This is a genomic window from Bifidobacterium intestinale (assembly GCF_023656765.1).
GTDB lineage: Bacteria > Actinomycetota > Actinomycetes > Actinomycetales > Bifidobacteriaceae > Bifidobacterium > Bifidobacterium hominis.
Window position 1 is genome coordinate 463131 of the sequence record NZ_JAMOKR010000001.1, and the last position, 24246, is coordinate 487376.

Genomic DNA, 24246 nt, shown 5'->3' on the forward strand with positions numbered 1-24246 from the left:
TGGTACGGATGCCGTATGACCGGTCGAGAACTATTTGCTCGCCTCCGTCATCTGCCGAAGTTCCTTTTTCAGGTCACGTATCTCGTCACGCAGACGAGCCGCAAGCTCGAATTGCAGTTGTTCGGCAGCGGTATGCATCTGCTCGGAAAGCTGGCGAATCAGATCTGCCAGATCCTGCGCGGGCAATCCAGCCTTGAGAATCTCCTCGTGCCGTCTATCGGATTCCTCCTTGCTGGTAGCAGGCACGCCAAGATGCGAATTGCCGGCTTTGTCCGCGTTGCGGTATCCGGTACCAAGCAATGTCTGGGTGTCAACGTCCTCCTTGGCAAGCATGTCGTTGACATCGGAGATCTTCTTGATGAGCGGCTTCGGATCGATGCCATGTTCCTTGTTGTAGGCGATCTGGATGTCACGGCGGCGATTGGTCTCGTCGATGGCCTTGTGCATGGCGTCGGTGATGTCGTCGGCATACATGATGACGGTTCCGGACACATTTCTCGCGGCGCGACCAATCGTCTGGATGAGGGAACGGTAGGAACGCAGGAAACCTTCCTTATCGGCGTCAAGAATCGCGACCAACGACACTTCCGGCAAATCAAGACCCTCACGCAACAGGTTGATGCCGACAATGACGTCGATCTTGCCTTCTCGCAGTTCGCGCAACAATTCGACACGCCGCAAAGTGTCCACATCGGAGTGCAGGTATTCGACTTTGATGCCACGTTCCAGCAGATAATCGGTAAGATCTTCGGCCATCTTCTTGGTCAACGTAGTCACCAACGCACGTTCATTACGAGCCACACGATCCTTGATTTCAGCAAGCAAATCATCGATCTGCCCGTCAACCGGACGCACATCGATCTGCGGATCAACCAATCCCGTCGGTCGGATGATCTGTTCGACCACACCATCACTCAGACCAAGTTCATAATCGCCCGGTGTGGCGGAAAGATAAACCGTCTGGCCGACGCGTTCAAGGAATTCCGGCCATTTGAGTGGACGATTGTCCATTGCCGAAGGCAAACGGAACCCGTGTTCCACCAGCGTGCGCTTACGGCTGGCGTCACCCTCATACATGGCGCCAATCTGAGGCACGGTAACATGCGATTCATCGATGACCAGCAGAAAATCGTCGGGGAAAAAGTCAAGCAGCGTGTGCGGAGGACTTCCCGGCTCTCGACCGTCGAAATGCCTCGAATAATTCTCCACTCCAGAGCAGACGCCAACTTGAGAGAGCATCTCCAAATCGTATGTGGTACGCATGGAAAGACGCTGCGCCTCAAGTTCCTTGCCTTGTTTGCGCAGTTCGGCGGTACGTTGGTCAAGTTCCTGCTGAATGGTAGACAATGCTCGCTCCATACGTTGCGGCCCTGCCACATAGTGCGATGCAGGGAAAATATGGACTTGCGATTGATGCCCAATCACATCTCCGGTAAGTGGATGCAGGGTTGAAATACGGTCGATTTCATCACCGAAGAACTCGATGCGGATGGCCAGTTCCTCATATACGGGAATGATTTCGACAGTATCGCCACGCACACGGAAAGTACCTCTGGTGAAGGCGATATCGTTGCGCTTGTACTGCATTGCAACGAAAGTACGCAGCAGCTCGTCTCGGTCAAGCTCCTGCCCTTCTTCCAAGAAAAGCATGCGACCGGCATATTCTTCCGGCGTACCGAGTCCGTAAATGCAGGAAACCGTTGCCACGACCACGCAATCACGACGCGTCAGCAGGTTCGCCGTGGCCGCATGGCGAAGTCGTTCCACATCGTCATTGATGTTGGAATCCTTTTCGATATACGTATCGGTTTGCGGAATATAGGCTTCCGGCTGGTAGTAGTCGTAATACGAAACGAAATAGCTCACCGCATTGTCTGGCATGAGCTCACGGAACTCGGCGCACAGCTGCGCTGCCAACGTTTTATTCGGTTCGATAATCAACGTCGGGCGTTGCAGACGTTCAATAAGCCATGCTGTGGTGGCGGTTTTGCCAGTTCCAGTGGCACCCATGAGCACCACATCGCTTTCACCGTTTTCAATGCGTTCCGCAAGCTCTTCAATCGCCTTAGGCTGGTCGCCGCTCGGCTTATACGGCGATTTGACCACAAACGGCTTGTTCGTGCGTTCAATATTGAATCCCATGCCTACCTCGCTTCCGTGCGCCATTGTTTCATCAGCATATCAATATGATCGAACATTTGTTCCAATGGCTGTGTGGAATCGATGATCTCATCGGCAATGGCAAGACGCTGTTCCGCGCTGGATTGATGGTTCACACGATTCCATGCCTGGCTTTCGCTCATGCCTCGCGTTGCCATCATTCTGCTTACCCTTACCTGTTCGGGCGCTTCAACAGTTACGATATGGTCGAATTCAAAAGGGATGCTGTCGATTACTTCGGCGAGTAACGGTATGTCATGCACCACTACGGCTTGACAATCAGCTTCAACAGCCTCATGTTCGAGCTGTACTGCAAGCTCATAAATCAGTGGATGCTCGATTCCGTCCAGCATCTTGCGCTTCCGTTCCGCATCGGAGCCGGAAAACACATGCTCCGACATCCACGCTCGATTGAGCTCACCTCGATCGGTCAAAGCATCGGAGCCGAAACATTTCGCTATGCGCTGAAGGCCAACGCTGCCGGGTTCCACCACTCGACGCGCAAGCAGATCATAATCGACAAGTACCGCACCAAGCTCACGCAGTCTTGCGGACACCGTGCTTTTGCCAGCCGCTATGCCGCCGGTCAATCCTATTCGAATCACCACAACCGCCATTCTAATGCGCTTCACATGCACGCTTGACATGCACATACGAAAAGACCCCGAACCTGAATCAGGAACGGGGTCTTTTCTAGGATCTAGCCTGAGCTGGATTGGATTCTAGCTCAGCATACAATCACTTGCCGAGCAGCTGGTCGCGCAGAGCGGCGAGCTGGTCGGAGTCGGCGAGGGTGCCGGCGGAAGTGTTCTCGGAGGAGTAGTTGGAAGACACCTCTTCGACCTTCTCTTCCTTCGGAGCCTGGCCATCTTCAGCGGCGGAAGCTTCAGCGTTCTCGAGCTCCTTGGCCACAAATTCCTTGTGCTGCTCCCACAGATCGTGAGCGGCGGCGTACTGGGACTCCCACTCCTCACGCTGCTTCTCGTAACCAGCGATCCACTCGTTGGTTGCCGGGTCGAAGCCTTCCGGATACTTGTAGTTGCCCTGCTCGTCGTACTCTGCCGGCATGCCGTACAGAGCCGGATCGAAGTCCTCGGAAGCCGGATCGACGGAGTCGTTGGCCTGCTTGAGGGACAGGGAGATGCGGCGACGATCGAGATCAACGTCAATCACCTTGACGAACACTTCTTCGCCCGGCTTGACGACGGTCTCCGGGTTCTCCACGTGGCGGTTGGCCAGCTCGGAGATGTGCACGAGGCCTTCGATGCCGTCTTCGACGGAGATGAAGACACCGAACTGAACGATCTTGGTGACCTTGCCCTTGACAATCTGACCAGGAACGTGGGTGCGAGCGAAGCGCTGCCACGGATCTTCCTGGGTGGCCTTGAGGGACAGGGAGATGCGTTCACGATCGAGATCAACGTCGAGCACCTCGACGGTGACCTTGTCGCCGACCTTGACGACCTCGGACGGATGGTCAATGTGCTTCCAAGACAACTCGGAAACGTGGATCAGGCCGTCAACACCGCCCAGATCAACGAATGCACCGAAGTTGACGATGGAGGACACGACACCTTCGCGAATCTGGCCCTTCTTAAGCTGGGACAGGAAGGTCTCACGCACTTCGGACTGGGTCTCCTCGAGGTACTGGCGACGGGAGAGCACCACATTGTTGCGGTTCTTGTCGAGCTCGAGGATCTTGGCCTTGATGGTCTGGCCAATGTACGGGGACAGGTCGCGGACGCGACGCATTTCGACCAGGGATGCCGGCAGGAAGCCACGCAGACCGATGTCGACGATGAGACCACCCTTGACAGCTTCGATAACGGTGCCTTCGACAACGCCATCGGCTTCTTTGATCTTCTCGATGTCGCCCCAAGCGCGCTCGTACTGTGCACGCTTCTTGGACAGAATCAGACGGCCTTCCTTGTCTTCCTTGGTGACGACAAGAGCCTCAATGGTGTCGCCGACCTCGACGACTTCGTCCGGATCAACGTCCTTCTTGATGGAAAGCTCACGGGAGGGAATGACGCCCTCAGTCTTGTAGCCGATGTCGAGCAGGACCTCGTCGTGATCGACCTTGACGACGGTACCTTCGACCAGATCACCATCACCGAAGTTCTTGATGGTGGAATCGACTGCCTTGATGAAGTCCTCTTCGGTGCCGATGTCGTTGATGGCGACCTTGGCGACTTCGTTATTGTTCTCTGCCATTAATTTGGTTTCTTACAAATAGTGGGTGGATAAAATCGGTCTTCAGTTATATGCATGCGATATAACACATGCAAGGCGCAAGTTTACATGGGACCATGCACAAAAAAGACGTGCTACAACACGCGACACGCCCGAAATCAGCTTGCATCGTGCATAAAGCGCAATTACAGCTGACGCTCGGCCATCTCTACCACATTCTCCAACAACATGGCACGGGTCATAGGTCCGACACCACCCGGGTTCGGCGTATATGCTGAAACCTTCTCGTAGCAGGCTTTGTCAACATCGCCCTTCACGCGATAGCGGCCGGCTTCCTCGTCAAACACACGGGAAACGCCGACATCGACCAGCACCGCACCTTCCTTGATGTCTTCCGGCTTAACAAAGCCTGCGGAACCCATGGCCGCAATAATGACGTCGGCCTCGAGCATATGCTTGCGCACATCCTTGGTGCCTGTGTGGCACAGCGTAACCGTGGAGTTCACCGCCTTGCGTGTCAGCATCAGACCAACCGTACGCCCGATGGTGATGCCTCGACCGAGCACGCAGACCTCTTTGCCGTCCAAATCGATGTCATAGGCATTCAGCAGTTCGATCACGCCTCGCGGAGTACACGGCAGCGGCGTGGTAATGTCTCCTCGCGCGTGCAGCACAAGTTCGCCAAGATTGTACGGATGCATGCCATCCGCATCCTTCTTGGGGTCGATCAGATCAATGATGGCGTTTTCGTCAATACCTTTCGGCAAAGGCAGCTGCACGATATAGCCCGTGCAGGCAGGATCAGCGTTAAGTTCCTGCACGGCTTCAGCGATCTGTTCGAACGTTGCGTCGGCGGGCAACTCCTTCTTAATGGAGTTCACACCGATTTCAGCGCAATCGGCATGTTTTCCAGCAACATATTTGACGGAGCCGGGATCGGAACCAACCAGAATGGTGCCAAGACCGGGGTCAACCCCCCGCTCTTTCAACGACGCGACGCGTTCGGCGAGATTCGCTTTAATCCGTGCGGACACCATCTTTCCATCGATTTTCACTGCCATGCTGGCCACTCCCCTTTTTATTGGATTGCTGTTGTATTGGCATTTGCATGTATCGTAGGCTATCTTGGTTTCAGTCGTAAGTCGCACACGTATTTATGAGATGAACACGATTAAGGCGGTTCAGGAAGAGGGCAACCGATATGCGCTTGCACAGACGTTCTTTGTTACGCGCTTTTGCCGCGGGACTCGCGCTTTGCATGACGTTCGGCACGACAGCATGCTTTGGAAGATCCTCTTCGCAGAAGGATGATGCTTCCGTCGATTCCGATGCGCAGACCGAACAGATCACGCCGATCGAGGTGGTTGCCTCGGTCAACCAGTGGGGATCTCTCGCCGAGCAGATAGGCGGCGTTCACGTGAAAGTCACGTCGATCCTGTCTTCGACCGATGTTGACGCGCATGATTTCGAGCCGAAGACCGACGACATCGGCAAGCTTCAACAGGCGCAGGTCGCGGTGGCCAATGGCGCGGGCTACGACGCTTGGGCCACCAAGAATCTCAGCAAAGACACCGTTTCCGTTTCCGCGGCACAGATGGTCGGCGCCATCGAGGGCGACAATCCGCATCTGTGGTTCTCCAGCGACGCCCGCAACGCCATGGCCAAGGAATTGGCCGACACGTACAGCCGTATCATGCCCACGCAAAAGAAGTATTTCAATAACAAGCTCGCCGCGTGGAACAGACGAGAAAAGAAAATAGAGAAGGACATGAAGGCGTTCAGCGACACGCATAAGGACGCCTCCTATGCCGCCACCGAACCCGTCGCCTACTATCTACTCAGCGACATGGGGTTCACCGACAACACGCCGGAAGGATACCTGCAATCGGCAAGCACAGGCTCTGAACCAGCCCCTGACGATCTTCGGGAATTCCAGGAATTGCTGGAAAAACATAAGGTCGACGTACTTATCAACAACACGCAATCCACAAGCGACGCCACGAACACGCTGACCGGCACCGCTTATAAATCGGATGTTCCCGTACTTGACATCAGCGAACAAATGCCTTCCGACTGCAAAAGCCTGACATCATGGATCAGCTCACTCATCCTCTCACTGAACGACATGTTCGACGAGCAATCCGACTCCGACACCAGTTCCAACGACGATTCGGAAAACACGGATTCGAAGGATCCTGCGGATTCCTCCGCTGCCGACGATCCACAAATGGCGAATGAATCGGATGGTGAATCAAGCGACGCCCCGCAGCCGAATCCAAGCAAATAACCTTTTAATATCGTCTTCCTTTCAATATCGTCTTCAAAGACCGTTTCACCGTTCGATCGAACGTGAGACGGTCTTTTTTTCTTGCTTACGAAGGCTTCTGGCGCCGTCTTGGGATTCCTTCAACGAGTCACTTTGAATGCCGGCCCACGTCTCCCTTATTGAGAATGATTGTCAACACCATTTGCGAGTATGTACGTGCGTTCAAACCAAGGAGAAGCCATGCACGACGAGACACCTGCCTGCATCGAATTCAACGACGCCTGCGTCAAACGAGGCGGTCGCATCATCTGGCAACATGGCACGTTCAGCATTCCGCAAGGCTCGGTAACCGCAATCGTCGGCACCAACGGGGCCGGCAAGACCACGATGATGAAGGCCGAACTGGGGCTGATTCCGACCGCGCACGGCAGCATCAGGGTGCTCGGTCAGCCTGCAGGTTCCGCAAACCGCCGCATCGGCTATGTGCCGCAGAGCTACGCTTCCGACATCGAATCGAATATCACCGCGGAACAGTCGGTGCTCCTTGGCCTGACGGGAACCAAATTCGGCATCCATCCCGTCACCAAAGCACTCCGAGACAAGGCCCGCAAGGCCATGGACTTCGTCGGCCTGCAAGACAAAGCAAACTACCGCCTGTCCGAGCTTTCGGGCGGACTGCGCCAAAGGGTCGCCATCGCGCAGGCGCTCGTGGACGATCCAAAACTGCTGATGCTCGACGAGCCCCTCGCCAATCTCGATCTGGCAAGCCAACGCGCCACCGTGCACGTGCTCGCCAAACTCAACCGCGAGCTCGGCATGACCATTCAGGTGGTGGCGCACGATCTCAACATGTTGCTGCCGATCCTTACCGGAGCCGTCTATCTGCTTGACGGGCATCCGCACTATGCAGGCATGAACGAGGTGCTGGATTCCCATCTGCTCACGCATTTGTACGGCACGACCGTACAGGTGGTCACCACTCCGCAAGGAGATATGTTCGTGACACCAAGCGAGGACGAGCCTGAAAACACGAACATCGATATGCATGCTCCAGAAGAAATCGCGCAATTCCACCATCACAGCCACACCACGCAGGAGGACTGAACATGGACGGCACCGTATTCGCTTTCGACCCGGATTGGGTTTCCACGCTCAGCGCCCCATTCATGACGAACGCGTTTATCGCCGGCCTGTGCATCGCATTGGCGGCCGGCATGATGGGTTATTTCACCATCGCCAGACATTCCACATTCGCAGCCCACGCCTTGGCGCATATCGGACTGCCAGGTGCCACCGGAGCCGTATTGCTCGGTCTGCCTGTCTCCGCAGGTCTTGGCGTGTTCGCCCTCGGCGGAGCGCTGGTGATCGGCGCGCTTGGCAAGAAAGCATCGCAGCGTGAGATCGCCACTGGAACCGTGCTCGCCTTCGCCACCGGCCTTGGCTTGTTTTTCGCACGCATGTCAAGTTCGGCCTCGCAGCAGATGCAGTCGATTTTGTTCGGATCGATTCTGACGATTACCGACGGTCAGATCATTGGCTTTGCGATTTTCGATGTGTTGCTGTTGGCGGTTCTGGCCGTTATCTATCGTCCACTGTTATTCAGTTCGCTTGATGAGCAAGTGGCGCAGGCGAAAGGCGTGCCCGTCGGTTTTATGAATATCTGTTTTATGGCGATTATGGCCGGCGTCATCACGATTGCAGTTCCAGCAGTTGGCACATTGCTGATTTTCGCGTTGGTGATCACTCCCGCCGCCACCGCCAACATCATTGCCCGCTCGCCATTCAAGGCGATGGTCGTCGCCACGGTAATCTGCCTGATTTCGATTTGGGGAGGACTGGTGCTTTCCGCCATGTTCCCGGCTCCCCCAAGCTTCATTATCGTAACGATTTCAACGCTGTTCTGGGCGATTGCGAAAGCGGTTGAATCCTTCAGAAGGAAATAACGAAACAGCCGTAAGGAAAAGGCATCAGGCTTCCTGCCTTACCGGCTCGACCGGTTCCACCAAAGCATTGGCGATCGCGGCGATGCCTTCGCCGGAACCAGTGAATCCCATACCATCCGTAGTGGTGGCGGTTAACGACACGTCGCAGCCCACAGCCTCGGACAACGCCCTCTCGGCCTCTTCCCTACGTTTGCCGATTTTCGGCCGATTGGCGATCACGACCACACTGGCGCTCGACGGCCTCATGCCATGTTCGTTCAGATAGTCGACCGTGGTTCGCAGCATCTCGGCACCATGTTTGCCTGCGCCGTCGGACTGCGAGCCGACACCGAACAAAGTGCCGATATCGCCAAGGCGTGCTGCGGAAAGCAATGCGTCAATCAACGCATGTGCCGCAACGTCGCCATCCGAATCACCCTCGATGCCATCGCCATCCCAACGCAAACAGGCAAGCCACAACGGCTTGCCTGCATCACGGGATGCGAATCGATGCGCGTCAAAACCCTGACCGATACGCATGAAAACGCCTTACTTCTTCTTGGACTTCTTGCCTTCGGCTTCAACTCGAGCCAACGTATCCATAGCAGCTTCCTCAGGAGCCTCGGTATGATGCTTCTCATCGCCAGGCTGAGCGGGCTCATATCCGAGGTTCACATCCAGCAGACGCTGGGCTTCGACTTCATCAAGCTTTTCAGACAGGGAAATCTCCGAGGTCAGAATGTTGCGGGCCTTGGTAAGCATGCGCTTCTCACCTGCGGACAGACCATGCTCGTCGACATCACGTTGGGCAAGATCGCGCACCACTTCGGCGATCTTATTGACGTCGCCAGTGGCGATCTTCTCGACGTTCAGCTTGTAGCGACGAGACCAGTTCATCTCCTTCTCAATGATCGGAGTACGCAGAATCTCGAATACCTTGGCCACTTCGTTGGCGTCAACGATGTCTCGCACGCCAACTTTCCTAGCATTGTCGACCGGAACGTTGATGACCAGACCGTCAGACGAAAGCACCGACAGCTGCAGATATTCGCGGGTGACTCCCTTGACTGTCCGTTCGGTGATGGCCTCCACCTTCGCAGCGCCGTGACGCGGATAGACGACCATGTCGCCGACCTTGTAACCCATGAATCCTCCGTGAAAAGCTTACACAAAACCCAAATTATTGTGCCATCAGGGGTGGACTTGACCAAAAACGCTTGAAAAAACAAAAAATAGGCGCGACACGGGCCACTTTTCTTGCATTTCATGCTTACACTTTTGCCATGGCTACAGAATCCAAGATCAATGAAGATGTCGTTGCTGTTCCTGTTTCCCAGGGCACACTGGATGCAGTAAGCAACGGTACGTTCTACAATCCCCACGAGGTGCTCGGTGGGCACCTCGGCTCCGGCAAGCACACGGATGTCGTCACGATCCGCGCCTTGCGTCCGTTGGCAAAATCCGTGACGATCCTCACTGAACAAGGTCAAACACTCGCAATCCATGAATACAACGGCGTCTTCATGGCACTCGTTCCCGCTGTCGCCACCGATGATGGCTACGGCGTACCGGATTACCGCATCCGCACTGAATATGAAGACGGTTCCGTTGTTGTTTCCGACGATCCCTATCGTTATCTGCCGACTATCGGCGAGATGGACATGTATCTGTTTGGCGAAGGACGCCACGAGCGCCTGTGGGATGCGCTTGGCGCGCACGTGCTCCGCTACGATGACCCGATGGGTTCCTCCGAGGGCGTAAAGAACGAGCAGGTGGTCGGCACCGCGTTCACCGTGTGGGCACCGAACGCCCACGCAGTGCGTGTGGTCGGCGACTTCAACGGCTGGAATGGCCGTGCCCACGCCATGCGTGAACTCGGATCCTCTGGTATCTGGGAACTGTTCATCCCGGGCATCAGCGCTGGCGAGATCTATAAGTATGAGATCCTCAACGCCAACAATGAGTGGACCATGAAGGCCGATCCGATGGAACGCTCCCATGAGATTCCGCCACGTACCGGATCCATCGTGGTCGAGTCCACCCATGAGTGGAATGACGCCGATTGGCTGGCCGAGCGCGCGGCCAAAGACCCGCATAACGGCCCCGTCAGCATCTACGAGGTAAATGCCTCCAGCTGGCGCAAGGACGTGAACGACTACCGCGAGCTCGCCGACAAGCTGGTCCCCTACGTGCAGAAGGAAGGCTTCACGCACGTGGAGTTCATGCCGTTGGCGGAGCATCCGTTCTCTGGCTCCTGGGGCTATCAGGTGACCGGCTACTACGCGATTGATTCACGTTTGGGAGGTCCGGACGACTTCAAGTATCTCGTTGAGAAACTGCACGAAGCCGGCATCGGTGTGATTATGGACTGGGTTCCGGCCCACTTCCCGAAGGATGCGTTCGCACTGGGTCGCTTCGATGGCACGCCGCTGTACGAGGATCCGGATCCGACGCGTGGCGAGCACCCGGATTGGGGTACGTACGTGTTCAATTTCGGGCGCCGCGAGGTGCGCAACTTCCTAGTGGCCAACGCCTGCTTCTGGCTGGATGAATTCCATATCGACGCTCTCCGCGTGGACGCGGTCTCCTCCATGCTGTACTTGGATTACAGCCGCGAGGCCGGCCAGTGGCATCCGAACATCTACGGAGGCCGCGAGAATCTCGAGGCCATCGACTTCCTCAAAGAAGCCAACGCCACGGCATACAAGAACAATCCGGGCATCATGATGATCGCCGAGGAATCCACGGCATACCCGGGCATTACCGCACCGACCGACGCAGGCGGCTTGGGATTCGGCCTCAAGTGGAACATGGGCTGGATGCACGACACCCTGCAGTACCTGCATGAGGAGCCGATCAACCGCAAATGGCACCACAACGAGATCACCTTCTCCATGGTGTATGCCTATTCGGAACACTATGTGTTGCCGATCAGCCATGATGAGGTTGTGTACGGCAAGGGTTCCGTGTTTGGCAAGATGCCAGGCAACGATTGGCAGAAGTATGCCGGCGTCCGTGCGCTGTTCGCCTACCAGTGGGCGCATCCGGGCAAGAACCTCACCTTCATGGGCAATGAAATCGCCCAGTATGGCGAGTGGGACCACGACGGCTCCATCGACTGGGATGCCCTTGAATGGCCCGATCATCAAGGCGTGCAGAAGCTTGTCGCCGACTTGAATGAGCTGTACAAGACATCGCCGGCATTGTGGAGCCAGGATTTCGATCCTGCAGGCTTCCAGTGGCTCACCAGCGATGACGCCGACCACAACACGCTCAGCTTCGTGCGTATCGGCAAGGATGGCGAGCAGATGGTCGCCATCGTGAACTTCTCCGGCGAAGCCTGGTCCGACTATCAGGTGCCGCTCACCAAGGGCGGAAAGTGGACGGAAGTGCTGACCACAGACGACGAGATCTACGGCGGCTCCGGCATTCATAATGGCACGGTCGAAGCAGTCGAAGGCGAGTATCATTCACGAGATTGGTCCGCAAAGATCACCGTTCCGGCACTGGGCGCAGTATTCTTGAAGCCGGAACTCTGAGAAAGGCGGAAAGCTATGCTCAACTCATCAGCACAACCCACAGCGACTCCACGCACCGTTCTGGTGGTCGAAGACGAGCCGACACTGGCCACTGCCATTGCGCAACGCATCACAGCGGAAGGCTGGACGGCACGTGTGGCATCTGACGGTGCCAGCGCGGTTCAGGCCGCCACGACCCTGCGTCCTGATCTGGTCATCATGGACATCATGTTGCCTGTGATGGACGGGCTTGAGGCCACGAAACGCATTGTGGCGGAACGTCCTGTGCCAGTGCTGATCCTGACGGCACGAGACGACGAGGCCGATAAGGTCATCGGCCTCGGTGCCGGAGCCGATGATTACATGACCAAGCCGTTCTCCATGCGCGAGCTCATCGCCCGCTGCAAGGCGCTGCTGCGCCGTGTGGATCGCGCCAAGGTCATCGCCAAGAATTCCGAAAACGAGAAGCTCCTCGATTTCGGTTCCTTGGTCATCGATCCGGCGCAACGCATCGTCACCGTCGACGGCAAGCAGGTGCATCTGACTCCTACGGAATTCGATCTGCTGGCCACGCTGGCCCGCAAGCCAAAGTCCGTGCTCACCCGCGAGAAACTACTCGAAGAGGTGTGGGATTGGGTGGATGCCTCCGGCACCCGCACGGTCGACTCGCATGTCAAGGCGCTCCGCCACAAGCTCGGCTCGAAGACCATTCGCACCGTGCATGGCGTCGGCTACGCATTCGAACCGCCGGAACCCCAGGACTAATGCTTGAGGAACTATTGCGCTAAGATTCGGTAGTATGCGTGCTACCGATACGAAATCAGGGCGTTCGGTCAATCCATTGGAAACCGAACGTCCTATTGGTTTGTTTTCATCGCTCAAAGTCGAATTGAGCGTTCTTATCACCATCTCCACCGCCATCGCATTCATCATGGCGTGGTTTCTGCTCAAAGTCGGCCTGAGCGTATGGATTGCCATGCCAATTACCCTTGCCGTAGCTTTGGGCATCACCTACTTCTTCTCCAGAGGTCTCACCTCTCCCCTGCGCCAAATGCGCGACGCGGCCGAAGCGATGGCCGACGGCGACTACACCGTGCGCGTGCATGTCGATTCCAATAGTCGCGACGAAGTCGGGCAGCTTGCCCTCACCTTCAACGAAATGGCGGAAGAACTCCAGCATGCCGATCAGATGCGCCGAGATATGGTGGCCAATGTAAGCCACGAATTACGCACGCCGGTATCGGCACTGCAGGCCATGGTCGAGAACATGGCGGATGGCGTGGTCGAGCCCACTCCCTCGAATCTGGAAAGCATCCTCAACCAAACGCATCGTCTATCCGACCTGATCGCGTTTCTGCTTGATCTTTCGCGCATGGAAGCCGGTGCGGCAAGCCTGCGGATCGAAATGTTCAATTTCGCGGATTTTCTCGATGAAACCGTGGAACCTTTGGAAATCGCCGACGCAGGGCATGCGCACGACATTGAAATGCATGTGCCCGACGATATCGAAATGGAAGGCGACAAAGACCGCTTGCGCCAACTGTTCACCAATATCATCGCAAACGCGCTCAAACATTCCGCAGACAACACCAAAGTGCTTATCGAAGCGCATGAAAACAAAGATTTCGGCACCATCGTCACGAATGTCGTCAATTTCGGCTCCCAAATTCCGCAAGAGGACCGTTCCGATATCTTCCGTCGTTTCGTCAAGGGAAAAACAGGACCGGGCACCGAATCGGGAGGAACCGGCCTTGGACTGTCAATCGCACGTTGGGCCGCCCAATTGCATGGCGGCTCGGTGATGGTCGTCGACGATCCGCGCGGCGCCGATTTCGAAATCATCCTGCCGAAATATCATACTTCGGATGACGAATAAATATTTTCCGCGATCAATACTGTGCTTGCATTGACTCGTCCACTCACTTTCCCGCCGGAGTGTGCGCCAGTGCGAGCACGGTAATAACCGTGGCACCGTTCTTCCGCATCGTCTCGACACAACTGCGCATGGTCGCGCCGGTCGTAACGATATCATCCACCAAAATCACCATCGTATTCTGCAATGAAACCGAAGAACGCACCGAAACATGCCCTTTCAAGCGCTGCGAACGCTGCGCCGCACCCTTGGTCTGCACTGATTTTCCTTTGATGCCCTTGTTTTCCAAGGCGTCGCATACCGTCACCTTGCAATCTGTTTGCCGTTGAAGAAAACTTGCCAGCCGTTTGACGATCGGCATCATGTGCCTTCGTCCTCGACGCCGCATCGAAGCGCGCGACGACGGTGCCGGAACCACGAAAACGGCACGGTAGGAGTTTTGCCTGCCACGAATGAAATCAATGACGCCAGATATTTCAGCAAGTCTGCATATGGCTTCAGAAAACGGCCGGTCGCATTCCTCATCCCCATGGTCCTTCCATGCGAGAACCGCTTTTCTGACGGTGCCGCGGTACCATCCGCATGCAAACCAGCTTCCCATCGCAACGCCATCGAAGATCTGAGCGGAAGAATGAGAGAACAACGCCATGCAGTCTTCGCACAACACGTCGTCCGGCTTATCACAGCCGGCACAACCTCTGGGAAACAGCAGATCGATAACCTGCGAACATGCCCTCGTCATTGAGTCCATGCGCGGACTTCCATCCGGTTCTACCGTGACAGACTGGCGATGATTCCACCGCACAGCTTCACGGTATCGTTTGGGCAGGTGACCTTCACCGCCCTGGCACCGGCCCGCGCCGCAGGGTAATCATTGCCATCGGGATCCATACGATCCCCTACGAATACGATCTGGTCCACTTCAATGCCAAGAATATCGGCCAATTCCCGGACCGCAAACGACTTGTCGACGTTTTTTGCGGAAATATCAACACTGCTGGCTCCACCCGGACGCACCTCAAGATACGGCAAATCGGCAGCAACGGCCCGCGCCAAACGATTTTTCTTCTCATTGGTCGGATCCCATGCCTCCTTAGCCTCGATGGGTGCAAGCTGCCCCAATGCGGAGAACGTGATCTGACTGCCGCGGTTTTCGATGCGCTCTCCCCAAACATGGGTGAGCCATATGTTCTGCTCGCGTGCATTACGTTCCAACGATTCGTAGGCTTTCGCACGATCCTCTTCACTGAGGTCGTGGGCGAAGATCTGCATCCAATTCGCACCATCCCAACGATAGTATCGCGTGCCGCTGGTCGGCATAAGATGCAGATTCGCCCGGTTTGCCTGCCCTGTCAGCCGTTCCACCACCTGGCTTTTCAGCAACGCATACTTGCCTCCGGTGATCACCGCGACATCGATCAGTGACGTCAATGCGGAGAAGCATTCGGCCATATCGTCCTTCATCGGTTTTTTTGACCTTGCCAGTGTATTGTCAAGATCGAAGGCGATAAGTCGTACCCCAGCGCACAGATCATCGATATTCACGTCATTCCAACAGGGCACGGAAATATCCGTCATGATCGTTCCTCCTATGTCGGTGCAATGAACAATATGGTATCGCATATTCACGCAAAGCCCTGATATGGTAGAGGTCATGTATCAATTGCCTTGGGAATCAACCGTGTATAGGAATCGTCATGGTCGTGGAACGAGAACGCCGATGTTCGGTACGAGACTTCCACGGTACCGCACACGAAGCGGCATGTTCGACGATATGCTGGTTGCGCAGATTCGCAGGCTCAACAATGCGTGGCCGGAACTGGTGGCACCGGTGCAGTTTGCTGTCGAGGATGTGCCACCATCCGACCCGGCGCCTTGGGAGGCCACCCCACATTTGGGGTCGCAGTCGTTTCCTGCCGAGCATGGCATACCGCCGCGCATAGTGCTGTACCGTATGCCTTTGCAGTCGCATGCGCGCAGCCGCATGGATCTTCAGCTCGCGATTCGAGACGAAGTGGTGCTGCGTCTTGCGGAACTGTATGGGCGCCGTCCTGAGGAGATCGACCCGGATTGGGGTATGTGATCAGCGCACGATGGTCATGTTCTGATTGGACCACACCTGTTCGCGGGCTTCCTTCAGATCAGTTGCACCGATAATGGATACTCCGGCCAGCTTTGCATCCGAAACGTCCTTCTGGCTTACGCGGATGTTCCACACCATGGATTGATTCGGATCGGTGAGACGGACCGCGGCCACGTCTCCATCATTGACATCCGCCAATTCGACCGTGGTTGAGGCGCCGGCTTGGATGGTGATGTCACTCTGATCCACGATACCGCCGGCCTCGTTATATGACGTCAATGTAGCCGTGCGATCGTCGTCCGATGTGTTGGTGACGCTCACTTGCGCCGTGGCATGGTCGGGGACGGCCATGGCGGAGACATTCATTGGCACCGAAGCATTGACCAAAGCGAAATCAGCCTGATCGCTATCTCCATCATTAGTGACTTTTGCAGCAGCCATTACCGGCTCAGTGGCGCTGATGGTGAGACCGGTCGCCGATTTGGGAACGGAACCCAAGTCGATGACCGAAACGCGATTCGCCTCAAGCGTCTGCCGATTGGTGTTCTTCATTCCTTTTCCGTCCGTCCAAGATACCGTGACGTCGGACTGCCGGGACGGATACACATACAGATTGACGGCGTCGCCTTCCGACAATCCGTTAATCACCAGCGCCTTCGCTGAAGCATTGTTGGGGACCGCATAATCCGAACCTTTCGAAGTCAGACCGTCCATTGCGATCGTGCGGACCACGGCAGCGACCGGAGTATCCGCACTGGACACGGTGACATACAGGGCGTCCTGTTCGGAAGCCGCCGCGGCAAGGTTCAATATGGATTCCTTGCCCGCTCCCACCATCAACGTCGAACCTGTAGACAACGCCAAGGCACCGGCTTTGTCGGATCCCCAGACCTTGATGTTCACCGACGTGGCTTTGGCTGAAGGATTGGCCACAACCAGCTGCTGGGTCATGCCTGTTTTGGTGCCCGGCACCATCAACGACTGGTTCAAAGCCGGTGTGACGCAGGAAGCCGCGGAAACGCCTTTCAAATCTCCATCAGTGGCCCAAGACATCATCGAGGAAGCCGCTCCCGTTCCATCGGAAGCCGACAACAAACGGGTGTCCTGCAACTGGGAACCGTCATCGACGGTACCGGACGCAATAAAAACATCATCGTCCGATCCCTCATCATCCTTGTTCAGTACCAACGCCGAAGTGGTCTCATCAGCGCCAAAAAGTCCTACGGAGGAACGGAACACCGCACCGAATGCCGTGTAACGCGCCGACGATGCGATATTGCCGTTGGACGCCTGATATTCACTGTCACCATACGCACCGGTATCGGCAATCGTCATTCGTGCAGGGCAATACGTTTCCAGCTGGCGGGGGCTGACCGTACGAGACACGGACGAGCGTTGCGTCGCCGGCGAATCGGCATGAATCCATGTCGGACGATATACCGCAGCCACAGCCACCGATGCGACGATGACCAGCACCGACGCAACCGCCAGCACCACACGCCAAACCGTTTTGGAACGGGAATGCTTACTCATGCTTCCTCCTGACCCTGACGCCTCATGCGCGGAAGCGCAACCAAGCAGTACGCAGCAATAACAACCCCCATGCACCACAGCCATGACTGGCGCCAAACGCTCGACTCCGCCTGGCGATACCCCTTGCGGTCGATATGTTGCTTGGCTGTGTCTTGAAGGGTAAGACGATAGTACGTCCCCGCATCGGTGCTCACAACGTTCTGCGTACCATCCGAAGCGCTGATATTAGAATTCAACTGGTCGAATATCTGCTTTTGCGCCTTGTCATCACCGGAACGCACCACATATATGCCGCCGAATCCCAATTCACTCAAATCGGCAACGGCATCGGAATCAGCATTCGACAATAGCTGAGCACAATCCTTCGCAATCGCCTTGCTCGCATCATCGGAACGTCCGAAAGCCACTTCGACGCGCTGCGCCGGAGAACCGTCAATCAAATCACCTCGACGCGTGCGCATCACACTGTAGCTGATGGAACCTGTGCTATCCGCACGTACGGCAAGCACACGTCTCGCCTCATCCTGCGCAAGGTAGTCGGAAGCGACGATAGGCAGTCCCGAATCGCTGGCAGCGACCGTGTCATGATCTCGCATGATGAAATCGAAACCGGCACTCGCCACAACAGATGCGGCGATCAAGACAACCAGTACGATTCGCACGGTACGACCGGCAATAATGCCCTCAGAGGATTCATGCCCTTCAATCTCAACATTACCGGCGGGCCGCTGCCACAGCATGACGAATCTTTGCACCGCACTGCCGGCGACCATGCACACGCAAGACAGCAACCCCATCATCGTGAACGAAACACCTGGAAGCACGGAACCGGCCACGGCTCCGTCGGAGTCGACCGCAACCACAACCGCAGCGGAAAGCAGCGAAGTAGCCAAGCCTGCTATCGACACAACCCACATCATGCGCGACGCACGAAGTACAAACGGCAGGAACAGCGACACCGCGGCGAGAAGCACAATCAAGGCCAATATCGCCACAGTCGCATACTGCCATGCCTCGCCTGATAGGGTAACGCCGAACGCGCGGGAAACAATATCCGAAAGATTGGCGATCATCGGACGCCCATCATGCGCCGACGACGGCAACATCACGCTACCGAAAATCTGACGCCAGGTGCCAGCTCCCGCGTAACGTACCGCATTGACCAACGTCGGCGCACATACGAACGCAGCCGGCAGCGGAATCAACAGCAGGGTCGTTCTATGGGAGCGCACAAGCATAAGGAACACAAGGAACGACAACATCAACGGCAGCAACAATTGCGGTTCGGCGGCTACAACGGGAATGAAGCATAACGCGGCAAGAGCGGCGGCCTGCACGGAAGCCTGAGGCTTGAGCAAATCCTCCGTTCGATACATGCCCACAGCTCGGAAAGAGAACGCGAAAGCCCCGGGGAGGAACACCATAACCGTCATCATCGCCACATCGGCATCGTTATATACGCTCATTGACAACGATATGGCGAACCATGCCAATGCGGTCACGCAGCGTACCGTGTCAGAGCGGGTGAAGATTCCAGCCAAAGCCCAGAACGACAGCACCATCAACGGCGCTGACAGGAAAAACACCACAGCGACGGCGGTCGCCACATGCCCCGCAGTGAACACGGAAACCACCATGAGCGTCAACAGCCATGGCGCACTCGGCGCGCTGACGCCGGTTCCCGCGGTATACGCCCACGACGTGGTGGCGGCGCGGACCAGCTGGGCAAAGCTTGCGTCGGTCGGCAGCAATGTATGCGAATACATCGATGCACCGGAGCACACGCTACGGAACACATTCCAATACAGGAAGACGATCCAAGCGAACGCGATCAACGCAGAAGTGAGGGCAAATCCCCACCTGCGCATCAGCCTTTTGCGCAGATGCGCTTTGGCGAGGGGGCTAAGAATCACCGTGCCATGCTGGTCGAGGAAAGCCCGCCTGCGATCGTTCCATTGTTTGATTTGCTGACGGCTCGCCTGCAATGCTGACAGTGATTTCAGAGAAACCTTGCTTTGCTCGCGCAGCCTGGCGCGAGCACGCCATGCGCCCGGCAGGTAGAGCAGTGAACGCCACGGCAAAGCCAGCTCGCAACAGGCATGGTACGGCTGCTTACGGGTGAGGCAGAGCACGGCCAAGCCCAGCGCCTTGATAATCGACCAGATCCACAGCAAAGGCCACCAGGAACGATGCACATCCGTGTACGCATATTTCGTGTTCGCCTCACGCTTCGCAAGATATGGATCGACGCGGCCATCCTCGTCTTCGACCGGCTGGCCACTTTTGGAGCGTACGCCGTCGAACCGTGCTCTTCTATGGGCAATCCGAGCCTGTGGCACCACCACCACACGACCTCCACCCAGGCAGATGCGCCGGCATAGATCCATGGATTCGGCGAAGGTGCCAAACCAGGAATCAGCGCCCTTCCACGTTCGCAAGGCAGCCAATGGAACCAACGCGCCGGAAAGCGAAACTGCCAGCACATCCTGCCGGCCATCATACTGTTCCTGATCGGGTTCCCCATCCACCACCAAAGACACAAGATTGTGGTGTCCCGCATACAGACCGACGTTATGCAGGTTTTTCGCTTGCCAATCCAACTGTTTCGCGCCGAGCAAAGACGCCGTCGGCGTGTTTCTCCAAGCATCAAGCAATGCTTCGAGGCATAGCTCGTCGGCCGGCCTGGAATCGTCGTGCAAAGTCCACAGTGCGCTGACCTGGGCGTCAAGATCGATCTGCCGTATCGCGCGAGACACGGCGTTCGTGAATGACGTCGCGCCTTTCACCCCTACCAGAACGACACGTACGGTTTTGCTTTCAGGAACTTCCGTAAGCACGCCAGCCGGCGACGGAATGACGTCAAACGTCATCTGCATGGGCTGTTCTACCTGATTAGTGCAATCTGCAACGATGATGGTACCCGGAAGCACACGCTGTGCGAGCACCGCCGCAAAGGTGGAAGGGAAAAAGCGTAAATCGCTTTGCGCGGTAATCACCGCAGCCACGGACGGATCGGCATCCTGCCGGTGGGAGTACGGCCTGCTGTTAAGCATATCGGTCACGATTCCCTGAATATCGCTGCTGGCATTAGAATTCATAATTTCCAGTGTACGCACGGGGCATGCCGTACGTCATGCTTGTTCCTTGTGTTCCTTCTTGTAACGACGACGCTCGCGTTCGCTCAAACCACCCCAAATGCCGAATCGCTCATCGTGTTCGATGGCCCATTTCAGGCACTGTTCGCGGACCTCACACTGGGCGCACACGCGTTTGGCATCCCTAGTGGAACCGCCCTTTTCAGGAAAGAACGCCTCCGGGTCGGTTTGGGAACATAAGGCCCTATGCTGCCAAGAAACATCGTCATCGCGCTTGAACAGACCCCACAACTCCGCAAGCGGATTGTCGGAGGACTCATCGATCACGCCCCACATGCGTCCTCCCCATATCTATACATATGCACACTTCAGTCGTGTTAAATTACACACATGCAATTTCTTTTTGTCAAGTTTTCCGCCGTGTCAATAACCTTGATTCAAGAAAAATGTGGTATATGGAACGACCGGGACGATGGGGGTCTGAAGCAAAATCAGTGAAAATCGGGGAACATCTCTATAATCCCATAACAGAGTAGTGGTATGTTCTAGAACGCGTTGAGATATGGCGTGATCTTTTGTATAAACAGGAAGGCGATACCGTGACCACATCACCAGCCGGCGATAAGCTTCCTAACGTCAATGGACTGCGAGATGCACAGCCGCGACACAGCCTTGGATATCGAGTGCAGCATCGCACGAGGACGATAGTCGCTTCGGTCATCGCGGCGATGCTAGTGTTCTCGGGAACCGCGGCAGCCGCGACATGGTTGGATGTGAATGGCATCATCAAAAACCATTCAGTGGAAATTATCGGTCAAGGTTCACTTGATGCCAACACGGCGATCATCGACCCAAATTCCGGCAAGCCTATCGAATTCGTACTCATCGGGCAGGATTCCCGCGATGGCAAGGAAAACCAGTCCGTCGGAGGCGATTTCGACGATGTGGTAGGCAACCATCAGGCTGACACCACGATGGTGGCGCAGATTTCCGCGGACCGCACCAAAATCAACCTGGTTTCCATTCCGCGCGATTCCTTGGTGGATGTGCCTCAGTGCGAGACGACCAATGGCACGATTCCCGCGCAATACAACGTGATGTTCAATTCAATTTTCGCGAACGCATATCAGACCGGCGGCGATCTCGCCTCGGCCGCAAGCTGCACGTTGAATGCAGTGAACAGTCTCACCGGATTGAACATTCAGAACTTCATCGTCGTGGATTTCGCAGGTTTGGTCAAGATGGTCGACGCCGTGGGAGGCGTCGACCTGTGCATCCCGCAGGATGTCGACGATCCCTACACCAGCCTGCAGCTCACCAAGGGACTGCACCATCTGAATGGATATCAGGCGACGCAGTACGCGCGAACCCGCCATGGTTTGGGAGATGGTTCCGACACGTCGCGCACGACCAGGCAACAGTACCTCATCAAACAGTTGATGAACGAGGCACTCAGCAAGAATCTTCTCACCGATACCGCACAGCTATATCAGCTGGCGAAATCGGCGTTGCAATCACTGTATATTTCGCAAGGCATGGCCGACACCGCCGCACTTGCAGGTCTCGCCATGAGTCTCAAGGACTTCAATCTGTCCAACCTGTATTCGCAGACCGTTCCGGTAGTGTCCGCGCCGTCGGATCCGAACCGTTCGGTCTGGGCCGATGAGGCGGAGACGCTTTGGGAAAAGATGCGCGCGGACAAGCCGATTTATGGTTCCGATGAGTCCGAGGCGAACACTAATGACGGCAGCGCAGACAATTCCGGCGATTCCACCGATACTTCGGCTGAAGGCACCGACAATGCGGGTTCCCAGGAAGCAGCACCCACGCCCGATCCAGTTACTGGTCTGATCACGCAAGCCGATGGCACGCTGATCGATCCGAACACCGGCGGCACGGTCGACCCTGAAGATGGTTCCATCCATGACGCTCTTACCGGACAGTACATCGGACTTGCCGACCGTTACCTCAATGCGACGGTTTGTGCCGTTCCCGCAAAGAACTAGACCGCTTTCACCGAATCCGTTCCTACACGGTGTAAATGGTGTAGGAACGGATTTCTTTTTGGAGGATATTTGTATGAGTGAAGAGAACGGCGGCAAGGATCCCATGTCCGTACCACCGAGCTTCATCCCGTCCGCAGGGCGGAAGAAGACGGAACCACAACCTCATAAATCCTCGGTTCCTCCGAAATCCGGCTCCCAATCGATTCCGAGCTTTTCTCCTGCCTCGCAACAGACCCGTTCTAGCGCTTCGCATTCGGCCAGACGATCCACGCAATCGGCTTCCGCAGCGCCATCCGCAGCTGCGTCGGGCACACCACAAAGCTTCCGCCCTGCCGCACGTTCCGCCAGCGGAACACGCAAACCGGCCACGTCCTCTCCCGCCTCATTCGCACCTGTTTCAGCATCGCATAATCCGAAACGTACGGTACAACAGGTACGAGGCTCCTCCAGACCAGCAAGCACACCACGAATGACCAACCAAGGCACCTCAAGACAAAACATGGCCGGCTCCGGCGCATCGGCATTGCAATCCGTCGCAAAAAAATCCGTTCGACCGCACGGAAAGCGCCATGTGGGAAGAACCATTCTGATCATCTTCCTTGCCATAATCCTCTCTTTGGGATTGTCGACATTCTCCGCATGGAATTGGGTGGACGGGCAGCTCAACAAACAGTCCTGGCTGACCGGCAAAGCCGATACCGCCGGCGAAAGCTGGCTGATTCTCGGTTCTGACGAGCGCGAAGGCACCATTGGCGACGCGGGAGACGTGACCGGTTTCAGAACGGATACCATTCTCGTACTCACCAAGCCGAAATCCGGCTCGTCCTCACTGATTTCCATTCCGCGTGATTCCTTGGTGGAAATCGACCAAAACTATATGAAAATCAATGCGGTCGCGCAACTGTATAGCGGAAAACAGCTGGTCAACGAGGTTGAAGACATCACAGGGCAGAAAATCGACCATGTTACCATGGTGCAGTTCGGCGGCCTTGTCAAAGTGGTCGACGCCCTTGGCGGTGTTGAATTGTGCTACGACCAAGACGTGGATGACCCGTACTCCCAACTGCACTGGACTGCCGGTTGCCATACTGCCGACGGCAACACCGCGCTTGCGTTCTCTCGTATGCGTTATGCCGACGCGCAAGGTGATTTCGGACGTGCGGCCCGTCAGCGCCAGGTCATCAACGCCATAGTGAAAAAGGGCGCATCCAAGAATACGCTTCTGAACTTCGGTAAGGTCAAGAAAGTAGCGGAAGCGGCGTTAAGCTCCGTGACCGTGGATGAGAAGGCTTCGACCTCATCGCTGCTGCACATGGCCTTGGCCTTCAAAAGCGCTTCCGGAGACCAAGGCATTTCGGGAAGCGTCTACTGGACCGACCCCGACTATTACGTTGATGGCGTTGGCTCCAGCGTGTTGTTGGATGAGCAGAAGAATCTCGAATTGTTCTCCGAGCTGGCCAAAGGCACCCACGAGGCAGGCACTGTAGGCACGCTTGCCGAACAGCAGGGCTGACATTCCAGTCGGAGGATGTGGATAACTCATCCTCCGACCACAACCCTGGTTTCAGCTTGCACCCACTTATCCGCATTGCCCACT

The 24246-nt window shown here is 56.1% G+C and carries 20 protein-coding genes; 9 read left to right on the forward strand and 11 right to left on the reverse strand.

Features of this window, described 5'->3' with window-relative positions:
- Window positions 1-30 precede the first annotated feature (30 nt).
- The 4 genes from uvrB to NBH13_RS02100 all read right to left on the reverse strand — a co-directional run bounded on the left by uvrB (window position 31) and on the right by NBH13_RS02100 (window position 5414).
- Entirely contained in the window at window positions 31-2142 is a 2112-nt protein-coding gene (gene uvrB / locus NBH13_RS02085; protein WP_099571147.1) for an excinuclease ABC subunit UvrB, read from the reverse strand.
- Window positions 2143-2144: 2 nt separating this feature from the next.
- On the reverse strand, window positions 2145-2777 hold the full coding sequence (coaE, locus tag NBH13_RS02090; protein ID WP_240832979.1) for a dephospho-CoA kinase: 633 nt from the start codon (window positions 2775-2777) through the stop codon (window positions 2145-2147).
- Window positions 2778-2898: 121 nt separating this feature from the next.
- Complete coding sequence (rpsA, locus tag NBH13_RS02095; RefSeq protein WP_003835223.1) at window positions 2899-4374, reverse strand: 30S ribosomal protein S1; 1476 nt, start codon at window positions 4372-4374, stop codon at window positions 2899-2901.
- Between the two features lie 164 nt (window positions 4375-4538).
- Window positions 4539-5414, reverse strand: a complete 876-nt coding sequence (locus tag NBH13_RS02100; protein ID WP_099570684.1) for a bifunctional methylenetetrahydrofolate dehydrogenase/methenyltetrahydrofolate cyclohydrolase — start codon at window positions 5412-5414, stop codon at window positions 4539-4541.
- A gap of 140 nt (window positions 5415-5554) precedes the next feature.
- Here NBH13_RS02100 and NBH13_RS02105 point away from each other — a divergent pair, with 140 nt between their 5' ends.
- The 3 genes from NBH13_RS02105 to NBH13_RS02115 all read left to right on the forward strand — a co-directional run bounded on the left by NBH13_RS02105 (window position 5555) and on the right by NBH13_RS02115 (window position 8562).
- Window positions 5555-6640: a metal ABC transporter solute-binding protein, Zn/Mn family gene (locus NBH13_RS02105; protein WP_099570685.1), complete on the forward strand. Its 1086-nt coding sequence runs from the start codon at window positions 5555-5557 to the stop codon at window positions 6638-6640.
- A 189-nt stretch (window positions 6641-6829) separates the two neighbouring features.
- Complete coding sequence (locus NBH13_RS02110; protein ID WP_099570686.1) at window positions 6830-7723, forward strand: ABC transporter ATP-binding protein; 894 nt, start codon at window positions 6830-6832, stop codon at window positions 7721-7723.
- A 2-nt stretch (window positions 7724-7725) separates the two neighbouring features.
- Complete coding sequence (locus NBH13_RS02115; RefSeq protein WP_099570687.1) at window positions 7726-8562, forward strand: metal ABC transporter permease; 837 nt, start codon at window positions 7726-7728, stop codon at window positions 8560-8562.
- Between the two features lie 24 nt (window positions 8563-8586).
- Here NBH13_RS02115 and ispF read toward each other — a convergent pair whose 3' ends face one another.
- Entirely contained in the window at window positions 8587-9081 is a 495-nt protein-coding gene (ispF, locus tag NBH13_RS02120) for a 2-C-methyl-D-erythritol 2,4-cyclodiphosphate synthase (RefSeq protein ID WP_144164643.1), read from the reverse strand.
- A gap of 9 nt (window positions 9082-9090) precedes the next feature.
- Window positions 9091-9687, reverse strand: a complete 597-nt coding sequence (locus tag NBH13_RS02125) for a CarD family transcriptional regulator (protein WP_099595367.1) — start codon at window positions 9685-9687, stop codon at window positions 9091-9093.
- Window positions 9688-9824: 137 nt separating this feature from the next.
- Here NBH13_RS02125 and glgB point away from each other — a divergent pair, with 137 nt between their 5' ends.
- From glgB to NBH13_RS02140, 3 genes are read left to right on the forward strand one after another with little or no spacing between them, the layout of a single operon-like run.
- Window positions 9825-12080, forward strand: coding sequence for a 1,4-alpha-glucan branching protein GlgB (gene glgB / locus NBH13_RS02130; protein ID WP_250778725.1), 2256 nt, complete (start codon window positions 9825-9827; stop codon window positions 12078-12080).
- A 15-nt stretch (window positions 12081-12095) separates the two neighbouring features.
- Window positions 12096-12824, forward strand: a complete 729-nt coding sequence (locus tag NBH13_RS02135) for a response regulator transcription factor (protein ID WP_099570691.1) — start codon at window positions 12096-12098, stop codon at window positions 12822-12824.
- Between the two features lie 34 nt (window positions 12825-12858).
- Window positions 12859-13935 carry a sensor histidine kinase gene (locus NBH13_RS02140; RefSeq protein WP_099570692.1) on the forward strand — a complete coding sequence of 359 codons (1077 nt, stop codon included), beginning with the start codon at window positions 12859-12861 and terminating at the stop codon, window positions 13933-13935.
- Between the two features lie 43 nt (window positions 13936-13978).
- Here the strand turns inward: NBH13_RS02140 and NBH13_RS02145 are convergent, their stop codons facing one another.
- Both NBH13_RS02145 and NBH13_RS02150 read right to left on the reverse strand, forming a co-directional pair.
- Entirely contained in the window at window positions 13979-14683 is a 705-nt protein-coding gene (locus NBH13_RS02145) for a ComF family protein (protein ID WP_250778727.1), read from the reverse strand.
- Between the two features lie 20 nt (window positions 14684-14703).
- Complete coding sequence (locus tag NBH13_RS02150) at window positions 14704-15510, reverse strand: HAD-IIB family hydrolase (RefSeq protein WP_099595370.1); 807 nt, start codon at window positions 15508-15510, stop codon at window positions 14704-14706.
- A 76-nt stretch (window positions 15511-15586) separates the two neighbouring features.
- On the opposite strand from NBH13_RS02150, the gene NBH13_RS02155 reads away from it, so the two are divergent.
- The gene (locus tag NBH13_RS02155; RefSeq protein ID WP_099570695.1) at window positions 15587-16015 is read left to right on the forward strand and encodes a metallopeptidase family protein; all 429 of its coding nucleotides are present in this window, start codon (window positions 15587-15589) and stop codon (window positions 16013-16015) included.
- Here the strand turns inward: NBH13_RS02155 and NBH13_RS02160 are convergent, their stop codons facing one another.
- The 3 genes from NBH13_RS02160 to NBH13_RS02170 are packed head-to-tail and all read right to left on the reverse strand — an operon-like array spanning window position 16016 to window position 20979.
- A complete protein-coding gene (locus tag NBH13_RS02160) occupies window positions 16016-17548 on the reverse strand; it encodes a DUF5719 family protein (protein ID WP_250778729.1) in 1533 nt (510 codons plus the stop codon).
- Window positions 17545-20646: a glycosyltransferase family 2 protein gene (locus NBH13_RS02165; protein WP_250778731.1), complete on the reverse strand. Its 3102-nt coding sequence runs from the start codon at window positions 20644-20646 to the stop codon at window positions 17545-17547. Before NBH13_RS02165 ends, NBH13_RS02160 begins: the two co-directional genes overlap by 4 nt.
- A gap of 33 nt (window positions 20647-20679) precedes the next feature.
- Window positions 20680-20979, reverse strand: a complete 300-nt coding sequence (locus NBH13_RS02170; protein ID WP_099570697.1) for a WhiB family transcriptional regulator — start codon at window positions 20977-20979, stop codon at window positions 20680-20682.
- Window positions 20980-21242: 263 nt separating this feature from the next.
- Between NBH13_RS02170 and NBH13_RS02175 the strand changes: the two genes are divergently transcribed.
- Window positions 21243-22649, forward strand: coding sequence for an LCP family protein (locus NBH13_RS02175; protein WP_186277529.1), 1407 nt, complete (start codon window positions 21243-21245; stop codon window positions 22647-22649).
- A gap of 73 nt (window positions 22650-22722) precedes the next feature.
- On the forward strand, window positions 22723-24162 hold the full coding sequence (locus tag NBH13_RS02180) for an LCP family protein (RefSeq protein WP_250778733.1): 1440 nt from the start codon (window positions 22723-22725) through the stop codon (window positions 24160-24162).
- The last annotated feature ends 84 nt before the right edge of the window (window positions 24163-24246 follow it).